Origin of the sequence: Collimonas sp. (genome assembly GCF_039923675.1) — a bacterium.
GTDB lineage: Bacteria > Pseudomonadota > Gammaproteobacteria > Burkholderiales > Burkholderiaceae_D > Collimonas.
Map to the genome: position 1 here is coordinate 11552 of NZ_JBDTCG010000082.1, position 17752 is coordinate 29303.

Annotated in this window: 14 protein-coding genes; 11 read left to right on the plus strand and 3 right to left on the minus strand. The window is 58.6% G+C overall.

Features of this window, described 5'->3' with window-relative positions:
* The first annotated feature begins 211 nt into the window (after positions 1 to 211).
* The 4 genes from aceE to lpdA all read left to right on the plus strand — a co-directional run bounded on the left by aceE (position 212) and on the right by lpdA (position 7319).
* Complete coding sequence (gene aceE, locus ABI171_RS17840) at positions 212 to 2908, plus strand: pyruvate dehydrogenase (acetyl-transferring), homodimeric type (RefSeq protein WP_348093879.1); 2697 nt, start codon at positions 212 to 214, stop codon at positions 2906 to 2908.
* A gap of 244 nt (positions 2909 to 3152) precedes the next feature.
* A complete protein-coding gene (gene aceF / locus ABI171_RS17845) occupies positions 3153 to 4496 on the plus strand; it encodes a dihydrolipoyllysine-residue acetyltransferase (protein WP_348093880.1) in 1344 nt (447 codons plus the stop codon).
* Positions 4497 to 4578: 82 nt separating this feature from the next.
* On the plus strand, positions 4579 to 5160 hold the full coding sequence (locus ABI171_RS17850) for an MFS transporter (RefSeq protein ID WP_348093881.1): 582 nt from the start codon (positions 4579 to 4581) through the stop codon (positions 5158 to 5160).
* A gap of 62 nt (positions 5161 to 5222) precedes the next feature.
* Entirely contained in the window at positions 5223 to 7319 is a 2097-nt protein-coding gene (lpdA, locus tag ABI171_RS17855; RefSeq protein WP_348093882.1) for a dihydrolipoyl dehydrogenase, read from the plus strand.
* 192 nt (positions 7320 to 7511) lie between these two features.
* Here the strand turns inward: lpdA and ABI171_RS17860 are convergent, their stop codons facing one another.
* From ABI171_RS17860 to ABI171_RS17870, 3 genes are all read right to left on the minus strand, one after another.
* Positions 7512 to 7994: a C40 family peptidase gene (locus tag ABI171_RS17860; protein ID WP_348093883.1), complete on the minus strand. Its 483-nt coding sequence runs from the start codon at positions 7992 to 7994 to the stop codon at positions 7512 to 7514.
* A 23-nt stretch (positions 7995 to 8017) separates the two neighbouring features.
* On the minus strand, positions 8018 to 9220 hold the full coding sequence (locus tag ABI171_RS17865; RefSeq protein WP_348093884.1) for an acetylornithine transaminase: 1203 nt from the start codon (positions 9218 to 9220) through the stop codon (positions 8018 to 8020).
* Positions 9221 to 9446: 226 nt separating this feature from the next.
* Positions 9447 to 10472, minus strand: coding sequence for a CDP-6-deoxy-delta-3,4-glucoseen reductase (locus ABI171_RS17870; RefSeq protein ID WP_348093885.1), 1026 nt, complete (start codon positions 10470 to 10472; stop codon positions 9447 to 9449).
* 11 nt (positions 10473 to 10483) lie between these two features.
* Between ABI171_RS17870 and ABI171_RS17875 the strand changes: the two genes are divergently transcribed.
* The 7 genes from ABI171_RS17875 (at position 10484) to lhpH (ending at position 17730) form a co-directional block, all read left to right on the plus strand.
* A complete protein-coding gene (locus tag ABI171_RS17875) occupies positions 10484 to 11398 on the plus strand; it encodes a sugar nucleotide-binding protein (RefSeq protein ID WP_348093886.1) in 915 nt (304 codons plus the stop codon).
* Positions 11399 to 11574: 176 nt separating this feature from the next.
* Positions 11575 to 12348 (plus strand): ABC transporter ATP-binding protein, encoded by a 774-nt coding sequence (locus tag ABI171_RS17880; protein ID WP_348093887.1) that lies wholly within the window; start codon positions 11575 to 11577, stop codon positions 12346 to 12348.
* A complete protein-coding gene (locus ABI171_RS17885) occupies positions 12345 to 13370 on the plus strand; it encodes an ABC transporter substrate-binding protein (RefSeq protein ID WP_348093888.1) in 1026 nt (341 codons plus the stop codon). Before ABI171_RS17880 ends, ABI171_RS17885 begins: the two co-directional genes overlap by 4 nt.
* Before the next feature lie 64 nt (positions 13371 to 13434).
* Positions 13435 to 14208, plus strand: a complete 774-nt coding sequence (locus ABI171_RS17890) for an ABC transporter permease subunit (RefSeq protein WP_348093889.1) — start codon at positions 13435 to 13437, stop codon at positions 14206 to 14208.
* Between the two features lie 35 nt (positions 14209 to 14243).
* Complete coding sequence (locus tag ABI171_RS17895; protein WP_348093890.1) at positions 14244 to 15068, plus strand: transporter substrate-binding domain-containing protein; 825 nt, start codon at positions 14244 to 14246, stop codon at positions 15066 to 15068.
* A 412-nt stretch (positions 15069 to 15480) separates the two neighbouring features.
* The gene (locus ABI171_RS17900; RefSeq protein ID WP_348093891.1) at positions 15481 to 16608 is read left to right on the plus strand and encodes a branched-chain amino acid ABC transporter substrate-binding protein; all 1128 of its coding nucleotides are present in this window, start codon (positions 15481 to 15483) and stop codon (positions 16606 to 16608) included.
* 111 nt (positions 16609 to 16719) lie between these two features.
* The gene (lhpH, locus tag ABI171_RS17905; RefSeq protein ID WP_348093892.1) at positions 16720 to 17730 is read left to right on the plus strand and encodes a trans-3-hydroxy-L-proline dehydratase; all 1011 of its coding nucleotides are present in this window, start codon (positions 16720 to 16722) and stop codon (positions 17728 to 17730) included.
* Positions 17731 to 17752 lie beyond the last annotated feature (22 nt).

A 17752-nucleotide genomic window follows, 5' to 3' on the forward strand; every position in this document is an offset into this window, starting at 1 on the left:
TGACATTGCTTTTGAGATTGAGATTTTTACGATAATTTGCCTTGCTATGCAGCATATTTTCATAATATGAAACGTCATATCGCTATTTGGAAATGGAAAAAACTCCTGTTAGAATTTGGCGTCCGTCTACAAAGTGACGTAGATGCTTGCGACCCAACCCGCTAATCCGATACACAAAATCGGACAGGCGCACAAATTCAGGAGACTCAGCATGTCAGCCCAGCTCGACCAGGTTTTGGCCCAAGCCGCCAACGATCCAGATGTCATAGAAACCCAAGAGTGGCTTGATGCGCTCGAAGCTGTTATTGAAACCGAAGGTCCTGAACGCGCCCATTATCTGATGGAAAGAATGGTTGACCTGGCCCGTCGTCGCGGCGCCCAGATTCCGTTTTCCAGCAACACCGCTTACGTTAACACCATCCCTGCCCATATGGGCGAGCCTTGCCCCGGCAACCTGGAAATCGAAGAGCGCCTGCGCTCGTGGATGCGCTGGAATGCGATGGCGATGGTGGTCAAGGCCAACCGCCTCGACGGCGACCTCGGTGGCCATCTGTCCAGCTTTGCTTCGCTGGCCAACATGCTGGGCATCGGCTTCAACCATTTCTGGCATGCCCCGTCTGAAAACCACGGCGGCGATTTGCTGTATATCCAAGGCCATTCTTCGCCCGGCATCTACGCCCGCGCTTTCCTCGAAGGCCGCCTGACTGAAGACCAACTGCTGCATTTCCGTCGCGAAGTCGACGGCAAAGGCCTGTCTTCCTACCCGCATCCGAAGCTGATGCCGGATTTCTGGCAATTCCCGACCGTCTCGATGGGCCTCGGCCCGTTGATGGCGATCTACCAGGCGCGTTTCCTCAAATACCTGCACGCACGCAGCATCGCCGATACCGCCAACCGCAAGGTCTGGGCCTTCTGCGGCGATGGTGAAATGGACGAGCCGGAATCGATGGGCGCCATCGGCATGGCCGGTCGCGAGAAACTCGACAACCTGGTCATCGTGGTCAACTGTAACCTGCAACGCCTGGACGGTCCGGTGCGCGGCAACGGCAAGATCATCCAGGAACTGGAAAGCGATTTCCGCGGCGCCGGCTGGAACGTCGTCAAGGTCATCTGGGGCGCTGGCTGGGACGATCTGCTGGCGCGCGACAAGGAAGGCATCCTGCAGCGCGTGATGATGGAAACCGTCGACGGCGAATACCAGAACTACAAGGCCAAGGATGGCGCTTTCGTGCGCAAGCATTTCTTCGGCAAGCATCCGAAATTGCTGGAACTGGTCAGCAAGATGTCGGACGACGATATCTGGCACCTGACGCGCGGCGGCCACGATCCGCACAAGATTTACGCTGCTTTCAAAGTGGCGCAAGAACACAAGGGCCAGCCGACCGTATTGCTGGTCAAGAGTATCAAGGGCTACGGCTTCGGTAAATCAGGCGAAGCGCGCAACACGGCGCACAACACCAAGAAGCTGGACGACGAGGCGATCAAGGCTATGCGCGACCGTTTCCAGTTGCCGATCCCGGACGACAAGCTGGCGGAAATCCCGTTCTTCAAGCCGTCCGACGACACCCCGGAAATGCAATACCTGCACGCCCGCCGCAAAGAACTGGGCGGCTACCTGCCGCAACGCCGTCAGAAAGCCGACGAAGTGCTGATCGTGCCGGAACTGTCGGCATTCAAGGGCGCCTTGGAACCGACTGCCGAAGGCCGTGAGATCTCCACCACCCAGGCTTACGTGCGTGTCCTCAACACCCTGCTGCGCGATCCGAGCCTGGGCCAGCGCGTGGTGCCGATCATGGTCGATGAATCACGTACCTTCGGTATGGAAGGCTTGTTCCGCCAGATCGGTATTTTCAGCCAGGTCGGTCAGCTGTACGAGCCGGTCGATAAAGACCAGGTGATGTACTACCGTGAAGACAAGGCCGGCCAGATTCTGCAAGAGGGTATCAATGAAGCGGGCGGCATGAGTTCCTGGATTGCCGCGGCGACGTCGTACTCGACCAACAACCGGGTCATGATTCCGTTCTACACCTACTACTCGATGTTCGGCCTGCAGCGTATCGGCGACCTGGCCTGGGCTGCCGGCGACATGCGCGCCCGCGGTTTCCTGCTGGGCGGCACCGCTGGCCGTACCACATTGAATGGCGAAGGCTTGCAGCATGAAGACGGCCACAGCCATGTGCTGGCGTCGACCATTCCTAACTGCGTGCCTTACGATCCGACCTTCTCGCACGAAGTCGCGGTCATCATGCACGACGGTTTGCGCCGCATGGTCACCAACCAGGAAGACGTGTTCTACTACCTGACGCTGATGAACGAGAACTACAGCCATCCTGGTCTGAAGGAAGGCCAGGAAGAGGGCATCATCAAGGGCCTGTACCTGCTGCAAGAAGGCGGCAAGAAGAACAAGCAGCGCGTACAGCTGATGGGTTCCGGCACGATCCTGCGCGAAGTCATCGAAGGCGCAGCTTTGCTCGCCAGCGACTGGGGCGTGGATGCCGATGTCTGGTCGGCGCCGTCGTTCACCTTGCTGGCCCGCGACGGCCAGGACGTGGAGCGCTGGAACATGCTGCACCCGACGGACGCACCGCGGCTGGCGCATATCACCCAGTGCTTGAAAGACACCAAGGGCCCGATCATCGTCTCGACCGATTACATGCGCACGTTTGCCGAGCAGACCCGTGCATTCATCCCGGCCGGCCGCACCTTCAAGGTCTTGGGCACCGACGGCTTCGGCCGCTCCGATTCCCGCGCCAAGCTGCGTGAATTCTTCGAAGTCGACCGCCATTATGTTGCCGTAGCAGCATTGAAAGCGTTGGCCGATGAAGGCAAGATCGAAGCCTCGGTTGTCGTCGCCGCGATTACCAAGTATGGTATCAATCCGGACAAGCCGAACCCGGTCACGCAATAAGTCGTAGTAACTTGATAGGGAGGGTCGAAAAACCGTCGCGAGCGGTGTAATCTCGGTAGGAGAAGCGCAGCCGTACGGAGGTACGGTGAGCATCGCAGTGCCGAGATTGCGCCGCGCAGCAGGTTTGTCGGGCTTCCAACGAGCAGTACTTAAATTTCCACAGCAGTGAAGCGCTGGCTTGATGTTTCTAAAAAAGAAACTCAAGCCAGCGCTTCACAGCGGGCAGAATGAATGGAGCTAAGCGATGAGTATGGTGGAAGTCAAAGTCCCGGATATCGGCGACGTCAGTGAAGTTGAAGTCATTGAAGTGATGGTGAAAGTCGGTGACACGGTTAAAGTCGATCAGTCGCTGATCACCGTCGAATCAGACAAGGCCAGCATGGAAATCCCGTCCAGCCACGCGGGCGTGATCAAGGAATTGAAAATCAAGCTGGGCGACAAGGTCAAGGAAGGCACGCTGGTGCTGGTGCTGGAAGCCGATGCAGCAGCGGCGCCAGCCAGTGCGCCTGCAGCCGCGGCTCCGGCTCCGGCTCCGGCTCCGGCAGCAGCCGCTGCGGCCCCGGCGCCAGTGGCGGAAAGCAAGCCGACCCCTGTAGCAGCCCCAGCGCCAGCGCCGGCTCCCGCAGCAGCAGCGCCAGCCGCAACCGGCAGCATTCCGCACGCATCGCCATCGGTACGAAAATTTGCGCGCGAACTGGGCGTCGACCTGAGCCGCGTTGCCGGCACCGGCATCAAGGCTCGCATCACCCACGAAGATGTACAGAACTACGTCAAGGGCGTGATTGCCGGTACGGCAGGCGGCAGCGGTGCCGCAACAGCCAGCAAGGGCGGCAGCGGCGTCGGCCTCGATCTGCTGGCATGGCCATCGCTGGATTTCAGCAAGCAAGGTCCGACCGAGCTGCTGCCATTGTCGCGTATCAAAAAGCTCAGTGGTCCGAACCTGCACCGCAACTGGGTCATGATCCCGCACGTCACGCAATTCGACGAAGCCGATATTACCGAACTGGAGGAATTCCGCAAGCAAGCCAACGACGCCTTCGCCAAGGCCAAGTCGCCGGTCAAGCTGACCATGCTGGCGTTCGTGATCAAGGCCAGCGTCGCGGCGCTGAAGAAATTCCCGGCATTCAATGCCTCGCTCGACGGCAAGGGTGAAAACCTGATCCTCAAGCAGTACTACAACATCGGCTTCGCCGCCGACACACCGAATGGCTTGGTGGTGCCGGTGATCAAGGATGCCGACAAAAAGGGCATCAGCCAGATCGCCCAGGAAATGGGCGAATTGTCTGCCCAAGCCCGCGACGGCAAACTGAAACCGGCCGACATGCAAGGCGCGACCTTCACGATCTCGTCCCTGGGCGGCATCGGCGGCACCGCCTTCACGCCAATCATCAACGCGCCTGAAGTGGCGATCCTGGGCTTGTCGAAAGCATCGATGAAACCGGTTTGGGATGGCAAGCAGTTCGTGCCGCGCCTGATGATGCCGACCTCGCTGTCCTACGACCACCGCGTGGTCGACGGCGCCATGGGTGCGCGTTTCAGCGTCTATCTGGCCGACGTGCTGGCCGACATGCGCAAGACATTGTTGTAATGCCGGTTGACCGGCGGGAAAGCGTCGCTAGCCGATCTTTTCCGCCGCTTGCGGTCATTTGGCATACCGATGGAGAGCAACTATGACTACCTGCGTTGTCGTCAAAAAAAATGGGCAGATCGCGATTGCATCGGATTCGCTGGTGACTTTCGGCGATACCCGTTTGTCGCATGCCTACGAGGTCAACAACAAGATCTTCCAGGTTGGCGAGTCGTACATTACGCTGGCCGGCACCGCCGCCCATTTTCCGGTGATGCGCAAGCTGCTGACCGGCATGGGCGAAGACTGCAAGCTGAATAACCGCGACGACGTGTTCGAGACTTTTTCCAAGGTGCACGGCATCCTCAAGGATCAGTATTTCCTCAACACCAAAGAGGATGAGGACGACCCTTACGAGTCATCGCAGATCACCGCGCTGATCGCCAATCCTTACGGTATTTTCGGCGTGTATTCGTATCGCGAAGTGTTCAGCTTCGATCGTTTCTGGGGCATAGGCAGCGGCCGCAATTTTGCCCTGGGTGCGATGTATGCGGTCTACGACCAGGATGTCAGCGCCCAGCGGATTGCCGAGATCGGCATTCACGCCGGGGTCGAATTCGACAAAAGCTCTGCCACACCGTTGCGCATTCACAGTTTTGAAATGAAATCCCAGGCGGAGCTTTAAGCAACGTCACATCATCAATAATTTCTTCTTCCAGCAGGAAGAGCAAGCATGGAGCAAACGCTATGAGCATGGTTGAAGTCAAGGTCCCGGATATCGGCGACGTCAAAGAAGTGGAAGTCATTGAACTGATGGTCAAGGTAGGCGATACCGTCAAGGTCGACCAGTCGCTGATCACGGTCGAATCGGACAAGGCCAGCATGGAGATTCCATCGAACCAGGCCGGCGTAATCAAGGAAATCAAAGTCAAGGTCGGGGATAAAGTCAGCGAAGGCTCGCTGGTCCTGGTGCTGGAAGCAGCAAGCGCTGCCGCAGCGCCGGCTCCTGCGGCTGCCTCTGCGCCTGCCGCGGCAACACCGGCAGCGGCTCCGGCAGCGCCTGCCGCACCTGTTATCGCCGGCGTTGCCAGCACTATCGAAATCAAGGTGCCGGATATCGGCGACGTCAAGGAAGTCGATGTCATCGAGGTGATGGTCAAGGTGGGCGATACGGTCAAGGTCGAGCAGTCGCTGATCACCGTCGAATCCGACAAGGCCAGCATGGAAATTCCATCGAGCCAGGCCGGCATCATCAAAGAAGTCAAAGTCAAGGTTGGCGACAAGGTCAGCGAAGGTTCCGTGGTCGTGCTGCTTGAAACCACCGGCGGCGCAGCGCCTGCTGCCGCGACGGCCACCGCCGCTGCGCCTGCCGCGCCGACAGTTGCCGCTCCTGCTGCTTCCAGCTTCGCCGGCAAGGTCGATATCGAATGCGACACCGTAGTGCTGGGCGCAGGCCCTGGCGGCTATACCGCGGCCTTCCGCGCCGCCGATCTGGGTCAGAGCGTGGTCATGATCGAGCGTTATCCCAGCCTCGGCGGGGTTTGCCTGAACGTTGGCTGTATTCCATCCAAAGCGTTGCTGCACGCCGCCAAGGTCATTACCGAAGCGGAAGAAATGGCGCATTTCGGCGTCAAGATGTCGGCACCGGAAATCGATATCGATGCGCTGCGCGGCTGGAAAGAAAGCGTCATCAAGAAACTGACCGGCGGCTTGTCCGGCCTGTCCAAGGCGCGCAAGGTGCAAGTCGTGACAGGCAAGGGCGCATTCAGCTCGGCTAACACGATCACTGTGGAAACCGCGGATGGTCCGAAGGTGGTCGGCTTCAAGAATGCGATTATCGCGGCGGGTTCTTCGGTCGCCAAGATTCCCGGCTTTCCTTATGACGATCCACGTCTGATCGATTCCACCGGCGCGCTCGAACTGCGCCAGATTCCAAAGAAACTGCTGGTCATCGGCGGCGGCATCATCGGCCTCGAAATGGCTTGCGTGTATGACGCGCTGGGCTCCAAGGTGACCGTGGTCGAATTCGCCGACGGCTTGATCCCGGCGGCTGACCGCGATGTCGTCAAGCCGCTGCAAAAACGTATCGAAAAACGCTACGAAGCGATTTACCTGAAAACCAAGGTCACCAAGCTGGAAGCCTTGAAAGAAGGCTTGCGCGCGACCTTTGAAGGGGCCGATAGCAGCTCACCGGCAGCACCGGAGCCACAACTGTACGACATGGTGCTGGTGGCCGTCGGCCGTCGGCCTAACGGCAAGGAAATCGCCGCCGAGAAAGCCGGCGTCATCGTCAACGAGCGCGGCTTCATCCCGGCCAACAAGCAGCAACGCACCAACGTCGCGCACATCTTCGCCATCGGCGATATCTGCGGCGACCCGATGCTGGCGCACAAGGCCACCAACGAAGCGAAGGTGGCGGCGGAAGTCATCGCCGGCCACAAGGTGGAGTTCGACGCCATGACGATTCCGTCGGTGGCCTACACCGATCCGGAAATCGCATGGATGGGCTTGACCGAAACCGAAGCCAAGGCCAAGGGCATTCCATTCGAAAAAGCCAATTTCCCGTGGGCGGCAAGCGGCCGTGCATTGGCGATGGGCCGCGACGACGGCATGACCAAGCTGCTGTGGGACCCAAGCACCAAGCGCATTATCGGTGCGGGCATCGTCGGCGTGAATGCCGGCGAGCTGCTGGCGGAAACCGTGCTAGCGATGGAAATGGGCGCCGACCTGGAAGACCTGGCGCTGACTATCCATGCCCATCCGACCTTGTCGGAAACGCCGATGTTTGCGGCTGAAATGGGCTTGGGTACGATTACCGACCTGTTCATTCCAAAGAAGAAATAACGATATATTCAGCGTCATTCCCGCGCACGCGGGAATCCATTTTGTGCTGTAGTGCATAGGATGGGGGATGCAATGCTCACGCGGATCCGGATGTCGCGATCTCGGTGTGGGCACGTTGTGCCCACCCTACAAAAAACGCCGTTCCAGTACAAGCCGGAACGGCGTTTTTCATTTCAAATCAACTGCTCGAAATCAATCAAAGTATCTGCGCACGGCTTCAAAGCGGGCGGCGTAATAACTGTTGTCGAGACGGTCTATGCGCACCTTGCCGTTGGTCGATGGCGCATTGATAAAGCGGCCATCGCCGATATAGATGCCGACATGGGAAAACGCGCGGTGCATGGTATTGAAGAACACCAGGTCGCCCGGCCGCAGTTCCGCTCTGGTAATGGACCGGCCCTGGCGCGCAATATCGGCGGCGCTGCCGGTCACCTTGAGGCCTGCCGCCTGCCGGTACACATAGCTGACCATGCCGCTGCAATCGAGTCCGGCTTCCGGATTCTTGCCGCCGAAGCGGTAGTTGGTGTCGATCAGGCCCAGCGAGTAGATGACGATATCGTTGCCCTTATCGCTGATCGGCGTGTTGTCTTCCGAGCCGGGGCGGACCGAGCCGGTGCCGCCGCAAGCCGCCAGTAGCAATGCCAGGCAACAAATAAGGAGATTTTTTATCGTCATCTACAACCCATCCTTGGAGAGTATTACTTCTTGATCTGGCTGATCACATCCGACAGCATGGCAATCATCTGGTCGATTTCTGCCGTCGTCACATTCAGCGCGGGCATGAAACGTAGCAAGTTCGGCCGCGGCGAGTTTAACAGCAGGCCGACCGGATTCAGGTCGCGCGCGATATCGACGATTTGCGGGCCGATGTCGCTGCCTAGTTTCAGTGCCCGCAACAAGCCTTCGCCGCGTTCGCCTTCGAGTCCGTGTTTCTCTGTCAGTTTCAACAATTCTCCGCGCAGGTAAGCGCCCTTGTCTTTGACCGATTGCAGGAAGCCTGGCGCCAGCAAGGTATTGATCACCGCCACGCCGACCGCGGTCATCAGCGGATTGCCGTTGTAAGTGCCGCCTTGGTCGCCGGCTTCAAAGCAGGCGATCTCTTCACGCGCCAGCAAGGCTGCCAGCGGCACGCCGCCGCCGATGCCCTTACCCAGCGTCATGATATCCGGTTCAATCCCGGACAACTGATAGGCAAACAATTCGCCGGTACGGCCCATGCCGGATTGCACTTCGTCGACGATCAGCAGGATGCCGCGCTTCTTGGTCAGCTCGCGCAAGCCTTGCATGAATTCGCGGGTCGCCGGAATCACGCCGCTTTCGCCTTGTACCGGCTCCAGCATTACTGCCACGGTCTTGTCGTTGATCTGCTGTTCGACGCTGGCCAGGTCATTCAGTTCCGCTTTCGGGAAACCGGACACTTGCGGTGCGAAAATGGTATCCCAGCCCGGCTTGCCGCTGGCCGACATGGTCGCCAGGGTACGGCCGTGGAAACTGTGGTTGAACGTGATGATTTCAAAGCGGTTCTGGCCGGCCTGGTTCGGGTTCTTCTTGCCCCATTTGCGCGCCAGCTTGATCGCGCCTTCGTTGGCTTCCGCGCCGCTATTGGTGAAAAACACGCGGTCAAAGCAGGAGTTGGCGGTCAGCAGGTTGGCCAGCTCTATCGACGGTGCGTTATAGAAGGCCGGCGAAGGATTCAGGATCTTCTTCGATTGCGCCACCAAGGCATCCTGGATGCATTGTGGCGAGTGGCCCAGCGCATTGACCGCCCAGCCCTGCAAATAATCCAGATAGCGCTTGCCGGTATGGTCCGTCATCCACATGCCGTCACCCTCGGTAAATACCAAGGGCGGGCGGTTGGTGATATACATCAGGTCGTTGACGGGGTACTGGTTGAATTCCATTGCAGGCTCCTATAAAAGGGCAAAAAAAGGGCAAAAAAAAACCACAGGCATCGCCTGTGGCTTCGTGATCAGACAACGGTCACGCGCACGGCTTACCTGGCAAAGGTAATGAGTTATGGCGTCGCAACAAGGTCTTGATCATGTTCATGACGCAAATATTAGGACGTTTTGTGTGGTGCGTCAAAAAATATTTGCGTCGCTGTTGTCGACAGTCCTCAGCGCACGATCAGTGCGCCAGATCCGCTTCCGACGTAAACGAATCCGCATAAAACTCTTCCGCCGGCAATTTGCACAAGGCGACAAAGTCGCGCTGCGCCGATTCCACCACGATTGGCGCGCCGCAGGCATACACCTGGTAGGCCGACAAATCAGGCAAATCGTCGATCACAGCCTGGTGCACGAAACCGCTGCGGCCATGCCATTGGTCTTCCGGCTGCGCATTCGAGATCACCGGTACGAACTTGAAGTCGGGCAGGGTCGCCGCCCATTCCTCGCACAGCGCCATCATGTACAAGTCTTGCGGGCGGCGGCCGCCCCAATACAGGGTGATCGGGCGTTGCGAGCCGGTATGGGCGCATTGTTCCACCAGCGCCTTGATCGGCGCAAAACCGGTGCCGGAAGCCAGCAGCACCATCGGCTTGTCAGAATCTTCGCGCAGGAAGAAGGTGCCGAGCGGACCTTCCAGGCGCAGGATGTCGCGCTCTTTCATTGTGGTGAATACCTGGTCGGTGAACACACCGCCCGGCATATGGCGGATGTGCAGCGTCAGGTGTTCATCCTTGTAAGGCGCGTTGGCCATGCTGTAGCTGCGGCGTTTACCGTCGCGTAAAATGAACTCGATGTACTGGCCGGCCAGATACTGCAGGCGTTCGTTGGCCGGCAGCTGCAGCGACAGTATCACCACGTCATCCGCCACTTTGTCGATCTTGGCGATGCGGGTCGGCATTTTACGTACCGGGAATTCACCGATGCCAGCCACTTCGCGTGCCTCGATGGTCACGTCGGAATGCGGCGTGGCGCAGCAGAACAGGGCGAAGCCCAGTTGTTCTTCCTTGGCCGGCAGGGCCTTTTCCTGATGCGGGCCATGTGTGATCTCGCCCTCCAGCAGCTTGCCCTTGCAAGAACTGCAAGCGCCGTTTTTGCAACCGTAAGGCAGGCCGACGCCGGCGCGTATCGCGGCGCTGAGAATGGTCTCGTCTTCGTCGCAAATAAATTGTCGGCCGCTAGGCTGAACGGTTATCTGAAAACTCATACAATCCTGTAATGAAAACACTAAAACAACAATATGGCGACAAGCTTGGCAAGCCGCGCCTTCTGATCCTGGGTTGCGGCGACGTGGGGCTGCGTTTGTTGGAACTATTGCAACACCGGTTTCGTATATTCGCGGTAACCAGCCAGTCCGCCCGTTGCGCCGCATTACGCGCCGCCGGGGCGATTCCGCTGGTGGCTGACCTTGATCAGCCTGCGACACTGGCGCGCCTGGCTCGGTTGGCGCAGATCGTTGTGCATTTGGCACCGCCGCATTCAGAGGGAGAAAAAGACCAGCGCACCCGCAATCTGGCCGCCATTCTACCTGAGCGCGCCACTCTTGTTTACATCAGCACCACCGGCGTCTATGGCGACTGCGGCGGCGCGCAGATTACAGAAACCCAAGCCTTGCGGCCGCACAATGGCCGCGCCAGGCGCCGGGTCGATGCGGAACAGGTATTGCGGGCCTGGGCGCGACGCCGCTCCGGACGCCTGGCGATTTTGCGAGTACCAGGCATTTATGCGGCAAACCGCTTGCCGCTGGAGCGTTTGCGCAAGGCGACGCCTGCCCTGAATGCCGAGGACGACGTGTATACCAACCACATCCATGCCGACGATCTGGCGCGGATTATCGCCGCTGCCATATTCAAGGCCGCGCCCTTGCGGCTTTACCATGCCAGCGATGATTCCCAGTTGAAGATGGCGGAATATTTCGACCTGGTGGCCAAGGCTTTCGATTTGCCGCCACCGCCCCGGTTGCCACGGGCCGAACTGGAAAAAGAGGTGTCGCCCATGCTGCTGTCGTTCATGTCGGAATCGCGCCGTTTGCAAAACCAGCGCATCAAGCACGAGCTGGGTGTCCGCCTGATCTATCCGGACGTGCAAAGCGCGTTGTCGAGCATGGCAGCGGCCGCGGTGGGCAAGGGGTGAGATTCGCTTCTATGGGATAGCTTCTATATCTGTTTTTCGTATAAGCATAGAAGTTATAAGTTGTTGTAAGGCAGAAAATTGACCGATAAAGTGAAAAGTAAATAAAAAATCCACTTTATATGCGCCTGCCGACTAAGAAGCGGCGCTGCAATACTCGCGAAAGCCGCCATTTCCCCATGAAGTTATCTTTCAAGCATGTCAACAAGCAATTTTCCGGCTTGCCGGTGATCGCCGATTTCAGCCGTGAAATCGAAGAAGGCGAACTGGTCGCGCTGGTCGGCCCGTCCGGCTGCGGCAAATCGACGCTGTTGCACTTGGCGGCGGGTCTTGGCGCGCCAAGCAGCGGTGCGGTGCTGGCCGACGGCAAGGATATCAAAGGCCCGCATCCCGAGCGCATGCTGATGTTTCAAGAAAATGCGCTGTATCCGTGGCTGACGCTGGAAGCAAATGTAGCCTTGGCGCTGGAGCTGCAAAAAGTCAACAAGACCAGCGCTCGCCGGCAGGCGCGCGACTGGCTCGCCAAGGTCAGTCTGCAGGGTTTTGAAGCCTATTATCCGCATCAGGTTTCCGGCGGCATGCGGCAACGGGCAGCGCTGGCGCGGGCGTTCATCACCAAGCCGAAAGTGCTGTTGCTGGATGAGCCGTTCGGCGCGCTGGATGCCTTGACGCGCATGACTTTGCAGGACTCTTTGCGGGAGCTGATCCGGGAAGAGCGCCCGACCGTGCTGTTGGTGACGCACGACGTCGACGAAGCCTTGTTCCTGGCCGACCGTATCCTGGTGTTCAGTCCGCGCCCGGCCAAGGTATTGCGCGAATTCCAGCTCAACCGCCATGAGAAAACCCACGATCTTTCCGAATTTGCCGCCACCCGGCGGGAAATTCTTTGCCTGCTCGGGATACACGCAGAGCAGGACGCATTCGCTAAAAAACTTGAGGATATTGCAGCATGAAATTTAACCTCGTCAACCTCGTCAACATCAAACTAAAACCGCTATTGCTGCTTCCCGTGCTGCTGCTCTCGCTGGCAGGCCAGGTTTCGGCTGCTGAAAAATTCAAGATCGGTTACCTGCGCGTGATGGACGATGCGCAGGCGATTGCCGCCTTTGAGGGCGGCTTTTACAAGAAGCACGGCCTGGATGTCGAACTGATCGAATTCAAATCCGGCACCGACCTGATCAAGGCTATCGTCGGCGGCCAGCTGGATAGCGGCGTCTTGGGCTTTACCAATGCGGCGGCGTGGGCCTCCAAAGGCGCCGACCTGAAAGTGGTGGCGGGCGCCCAGCATGGCTATCACGCCATCGTGGTGCGCGAGGATAGCGGGATCAAGGATGTCGCCGGACTCAAGGGCCATACACTGGCCTCGCAAGCCGAGGGCAGCACCGCCGACACGGTGCTCAAAGGCGTGACCTTGAAGAATGCCGGCCTGAAAGCCGACGATGTGAATATCCTTGGCGTCAGCCCGCAAGTGGCGGTGCAATCGCTGGTCGGCAAGCGCGTCGATGCAGCTTTCTTGTTTGAACCGCAAGCCAGCATTGCGAAGCTGGTAGCGCCGGTCAAGCAAATTTATGAAGTCGGCGAAGTCTGGCCTTTCCCGTGCATGGTTGTCATCACCTCCGGCGAGACGCTGGCGAAACGGCGCGATGCAGTCTGGAAATCGCTGGACGCGCAGCGCGAAGCCATCGATCTGCTGCAAAAAAATCCAGCGGCGGCATCGAAACTGATCGCCAGTTATTTCATTGCCGATGCTACCCTGAAAACCCTGAAGCACGGCGACCTGCCGCGCGAAACGGTGATCAGCGACGCCATCAAGAGCCAGACTTTCAGCGCCGTGCTGACCGCCAAGGAACTGGCGCGCATGCAGGAGCTGGCGAATATCCTGCAAGAGCAGGGCTCTTTGAAAACGCGCGACGGCAAGCCGTTCAATGTGAATGCCATCATCGATCTCGACTGGCAAAAAGACCGCAAGCTCTGATCCGTATTGCAGCACATTTGCAGCCCATCATTTTTCAACAACGACGTATTGTTCTGGTTCATCTATGAGTACTCAACGCCGGCTGGTCGGTTACCGCAAGAAACTCGCCATGCTGCTGGCCATCCTGTTCATCTTCCTGCTGTGGCAGATCGCCGCCTGGTCATTGCCGGACTTCCTGATGCCGGGCGTGCTGCCGGTGCTGGCGCGTTTGTGGCAGGAAGCGTTGACGCCGGAATTCCGCACCGCGCTGTGGGGCAGCCTGACCCGCCTCGCCGGTGGCTATGCAGCGGCGATGCTGTTCGGCGTCGGTTTCGGCCTGATCGGCGCGGTGTTGTTTTTCTTCCGTGAAGTGCTCAAATCCGCGATCATCATCTTGCAGTCGATACCTTCGATTGCCTGGGTGCCGCTGTTCTTGATACTGATGGGCTTCGGCAATCTGCCGATCATCGTAGTGGTGGCGCTGGCGGCGTTTTTCCCGGCCGCACTGAGCGTCATGAACGCCACTGAAAGCGTGCAGCAAGTGCATGTCTCCGCAGCGCGAGTGATGGGCGCCACGCGCTGGGACATGCTGAAGCGCGTGTATCTGCCGGCGGTGATGCCGGAGCTGATCACCGGCGCCCAGCTGGCGTTCGGCAATGCCTGGCGCGCGCTGATTTCTGCAGAGATGCTGATCGGTTTCGGCAAGGGGCTGGGGCGGACCCTGGCTTACGCCGGTGAAACGGCCGATATGACGGGCGTGATGACCAACATCCTGGCAATCGCGATCCTGGCGGGGCTGATTGACCAGTTCATCCTGGAAAACCTGAAGCACCGAGTATTGCGCTATCAATACGTTTGAGAATACATCCAAGTAACGAGTCCGGGTAACTCCCTATGCGCCTGCCATCGCCTTTCTTCCGCCATGCAGCCACGTTCTTGCTGTTGGCCTGCGCCTTGCAGGTCAGCACCTCGGCGGCGACCGTGCAGCAGATCAGGCAGCGCGGAAAACTGCTGGTCGGCGTCGGCTATGTCCTCCCGCAGTACGTTGCAGGAGCCAAGTACCGGACGCGGGAGAGTTTCGATCATACTGTCGCCGGGGATCTGGCCAAACAGTTGGGCGTGCGTCTGGTCACGGTGAAAGTGACAGGGCAGAATCGTCTGCAAATACTGGCGCAAGGGAAAGTAGACCTGCTCCTGCTGGATCTGAAGACCGCTGATGCGGAGGCTTTCGGTTCAAACGCCCGCCTGTTGCCCACCGCCTATCAGGCAAGCCCCAAGCTGATCATGCGCAACGACACCGACATCAAGCGGCTGGCGCAGCTCAGGGGCCGCAGCATCTGCCTGGCGCAAGGCAGCGTTTATGTCGGCGCCATGGCGTCGAATTATGCCGCCGTAGAAAAGATATACAAGGCGCCGGCCGATGCTTTGCTGGCGCTCAGGACCGGCGGCTGCGACGCCGCCGTGCATGACGATGCCGTGTTGAATGGCATGCTCGCTTTGCCCGAGTGGAAAAAATTCTCGGCCAGCTTGCCGCTCGATGCCGGTCCGGCCCGGCTGACTTTCGTGCTGCGGCCAAAGGATGGCGGGCTGGCCGCCTATCTGCGGCAATTGAACCGGGACTGGAGCCGTAGCGGCTACTGGGCCGGCAACCGGAAAAAATGGATCAATGACGTAGCGTTCGAAGTCTATCTCGACCAGAACGTGCCTGACTGCCACTGAATAGCATTCGCCTCGCCTGCCTCTGCGCCGAGGCGATTTGTTTCCCAATCCGACGGATGGCAACTAAAATCCGGGTTAAATCACGTCTTTTTTCCATCGAATCTACGGAGAAGCCATCGCATAAAAGAATTTAATGTGGCGGCGTCCCTGCTAGGATTCGATCTGCAAGAGCGTCCCCCGGACTTCCGCGCTGAGTGCAGTATTTCGCACTTGGCGGCACATAAAAGCGCGTCTTTTTGTCCCATACGTCGTTGCGCATCCTCGCGATAGCCCACTATCGCTCCGGTGCGCGCCTAGTCTGAAACAAAAATCCGTCACTTTTATTTGTGCCACCAAGTGCGAAACACTACACTAACGACGGAAGCCGTTATTAAAAAAAACATTATATTAAAGACAGACGAAAGGAAATGCCATGTACGCACGGACCAAATTGATGATGGTTATGTTGGCAGCATTCCCAGCGCTAGCAATGGCGCAGGAGACACAAGTAGTAAAGATCGGCTTTAGCAGCCCGCTGACCGGCCCTCAGGCATCGGCAGGCCGCGACAACCAAGGCGGTCTGGCCATGGCGATCGACAAGCTGAATAGCCAGGGATTGGTTATCGGCGGCAAGAAAATCAAGTTTGAAGCGATGATGGAAGATGACCAGGCCGATCCGCGCGCCGGCGTCAGCGTTGCGCAAAAGCTGGTCGATTCGGGCGTCAAGGCAGTGGTCGGTCCTTACAACTCGGGGGTCACGATTCCAGCGTCGCGCGTGTATAACGATGCCGGCATTGTCATGGGCACCGTGGCTTCCAATCCAAAGGTGACGCTGCAAGGTTTCCACTCGGTATTCCGGGTAGCGGCCAGCGACAGCCAGCTGGGCGGCAAGATGGCGCTGTATGCAGCCAAGGAACTGAAGGTCAAGACCGTATCGATCATCGATGACCGTACCGCCTACGGCCAAGGCCTGGCGGAAGAGTTTTCCAAAGTCGCCAAAGCCAACGGCATCAAGGTGCTCGGCAATGACTTCACCAACGACAAGGCAACCGATTTCACCGCTATCCTGACCTCCATCAAGTCCAAGAAACCGGATGCGATTTTCTACGGCGGCTACTCGCCACAGGGTGGTCCTATGATGCGCCAGATGAAGCAGCTGGGCGTCAGCGCCAAGTTCATGGGCGGCGATGGTATCTGCGCGCCGGAAATGGGCCGTCTGGGCGGCGATGCGATTACCGACCAGGTGTATTGCACCCAGGGCGGCGCCTTGCTGGACAAGCTGGCTTCGGGTAAAACCTTCGCCGCTGATTACCAGAAACGTTACAGCCGTCCTGCGGAAACCTACGCAGCGTCGTTCTATGACGGCATGATGGTGATCGCCCAGGCGATGAAAGAAGCCAATTCGGTCGATCCCAAGCAATATGTGTCGGCACTCGAGAAGATCAAATACAAGGGTGTCGCCGGCGAGTATGAGTTCGACGCCAACCACGACCTGAAACAGTCGCCAGTGACGGTGTACAACTTCAAGGGTGGTTTGCCGGTACCGCTGACCAGCTACTAAGCATGACCGAGGCCGGGCTGCGCTACGCGTACCCGGCCTGTTTTTTTTGCTGCCATCGTTCTACGATGATGTTGTTCATGCAGTTCTTTCCCGTTTTTCAAAAAAATTCCCATGCTAAGTTACACACGCACCATCCACACGGTCGATGCACACACCGGCGGTGAACCGCTGCGCATCGTGATTTCCGGCTTGCCGCCGGTGCCGGGCAAGACCATTCTCGCGCGTCGCAGCTGGCTCAAGGCGCAGCGCGACGACCTGCGCCAGTTCCTGATGAACGAGCCGCGCGGCCACGCCGACATGTATGGCGCCTATCTGCTGCCGCCGGTCACGCCAGCCGCGGATTTCGGCGTGATCTTCATCCATAACGAAGGTTACAGCGACATGTGCGGCCACGGCATCATCGCGCTGGGCAAGGTGCTGGTCGAGTTGAACCACGTCGAGCGCACCGTGCCGCTGACGCGCATCGGGTTTGACACCCCGGCCGGCTTTATCGAAGCCCAGGTTGAATGGGATGGCCAGCGCGCCGGTGCGGTGACGTTCCGCAACGTGCCGGCATTCATCTACCGGCGCGATGTCGAAGTCGAGACGCCTAGCTTCGGCAAAGTCATTGGCGATATCGTGTTCGGCGGCGCGTTTTATTACTACATGAATGGCGACCAGGCTGGTGTCCGGATCAAGCCGGAGCAAGTGCGCCAGCTGATCCAACTGGGCGCGGAAACCAAGCAGGCAGTCAAGGATCAGGTAAAGATCCAGCATCCGTTGGAACCCGGGCTGGACAGTTTGTACGGCACCATCATCGACGGCGCGCCGAACGATCCGAGCGCGGACCAGGCCAACGTTTGTATCTTTGCCGACCGTGAAGTGGACCGTTCGCCTACCGGCACCGGCACCTCGGGCCGCGCCGCGCAGTTATTCTTGCGCCAGAAGCTGGCGTTGAACCAGACCCTGGTAAATGAAAGCATTGTCGGCAGCTGTTTCCGGGTGCGTGTCACCGAGACCGCCAAGGTCGGGGAGTTCGACGCCGCCATCACTGAAGTGACCGGCAGCGCGCATATCATGGGCTTTAATCAATGGGTGCTGGAAGACAGCGACCCGTTCCCGCAAGGTTTCTTCTTGCGCTGATTTCATTTAAAGATAATTCGCA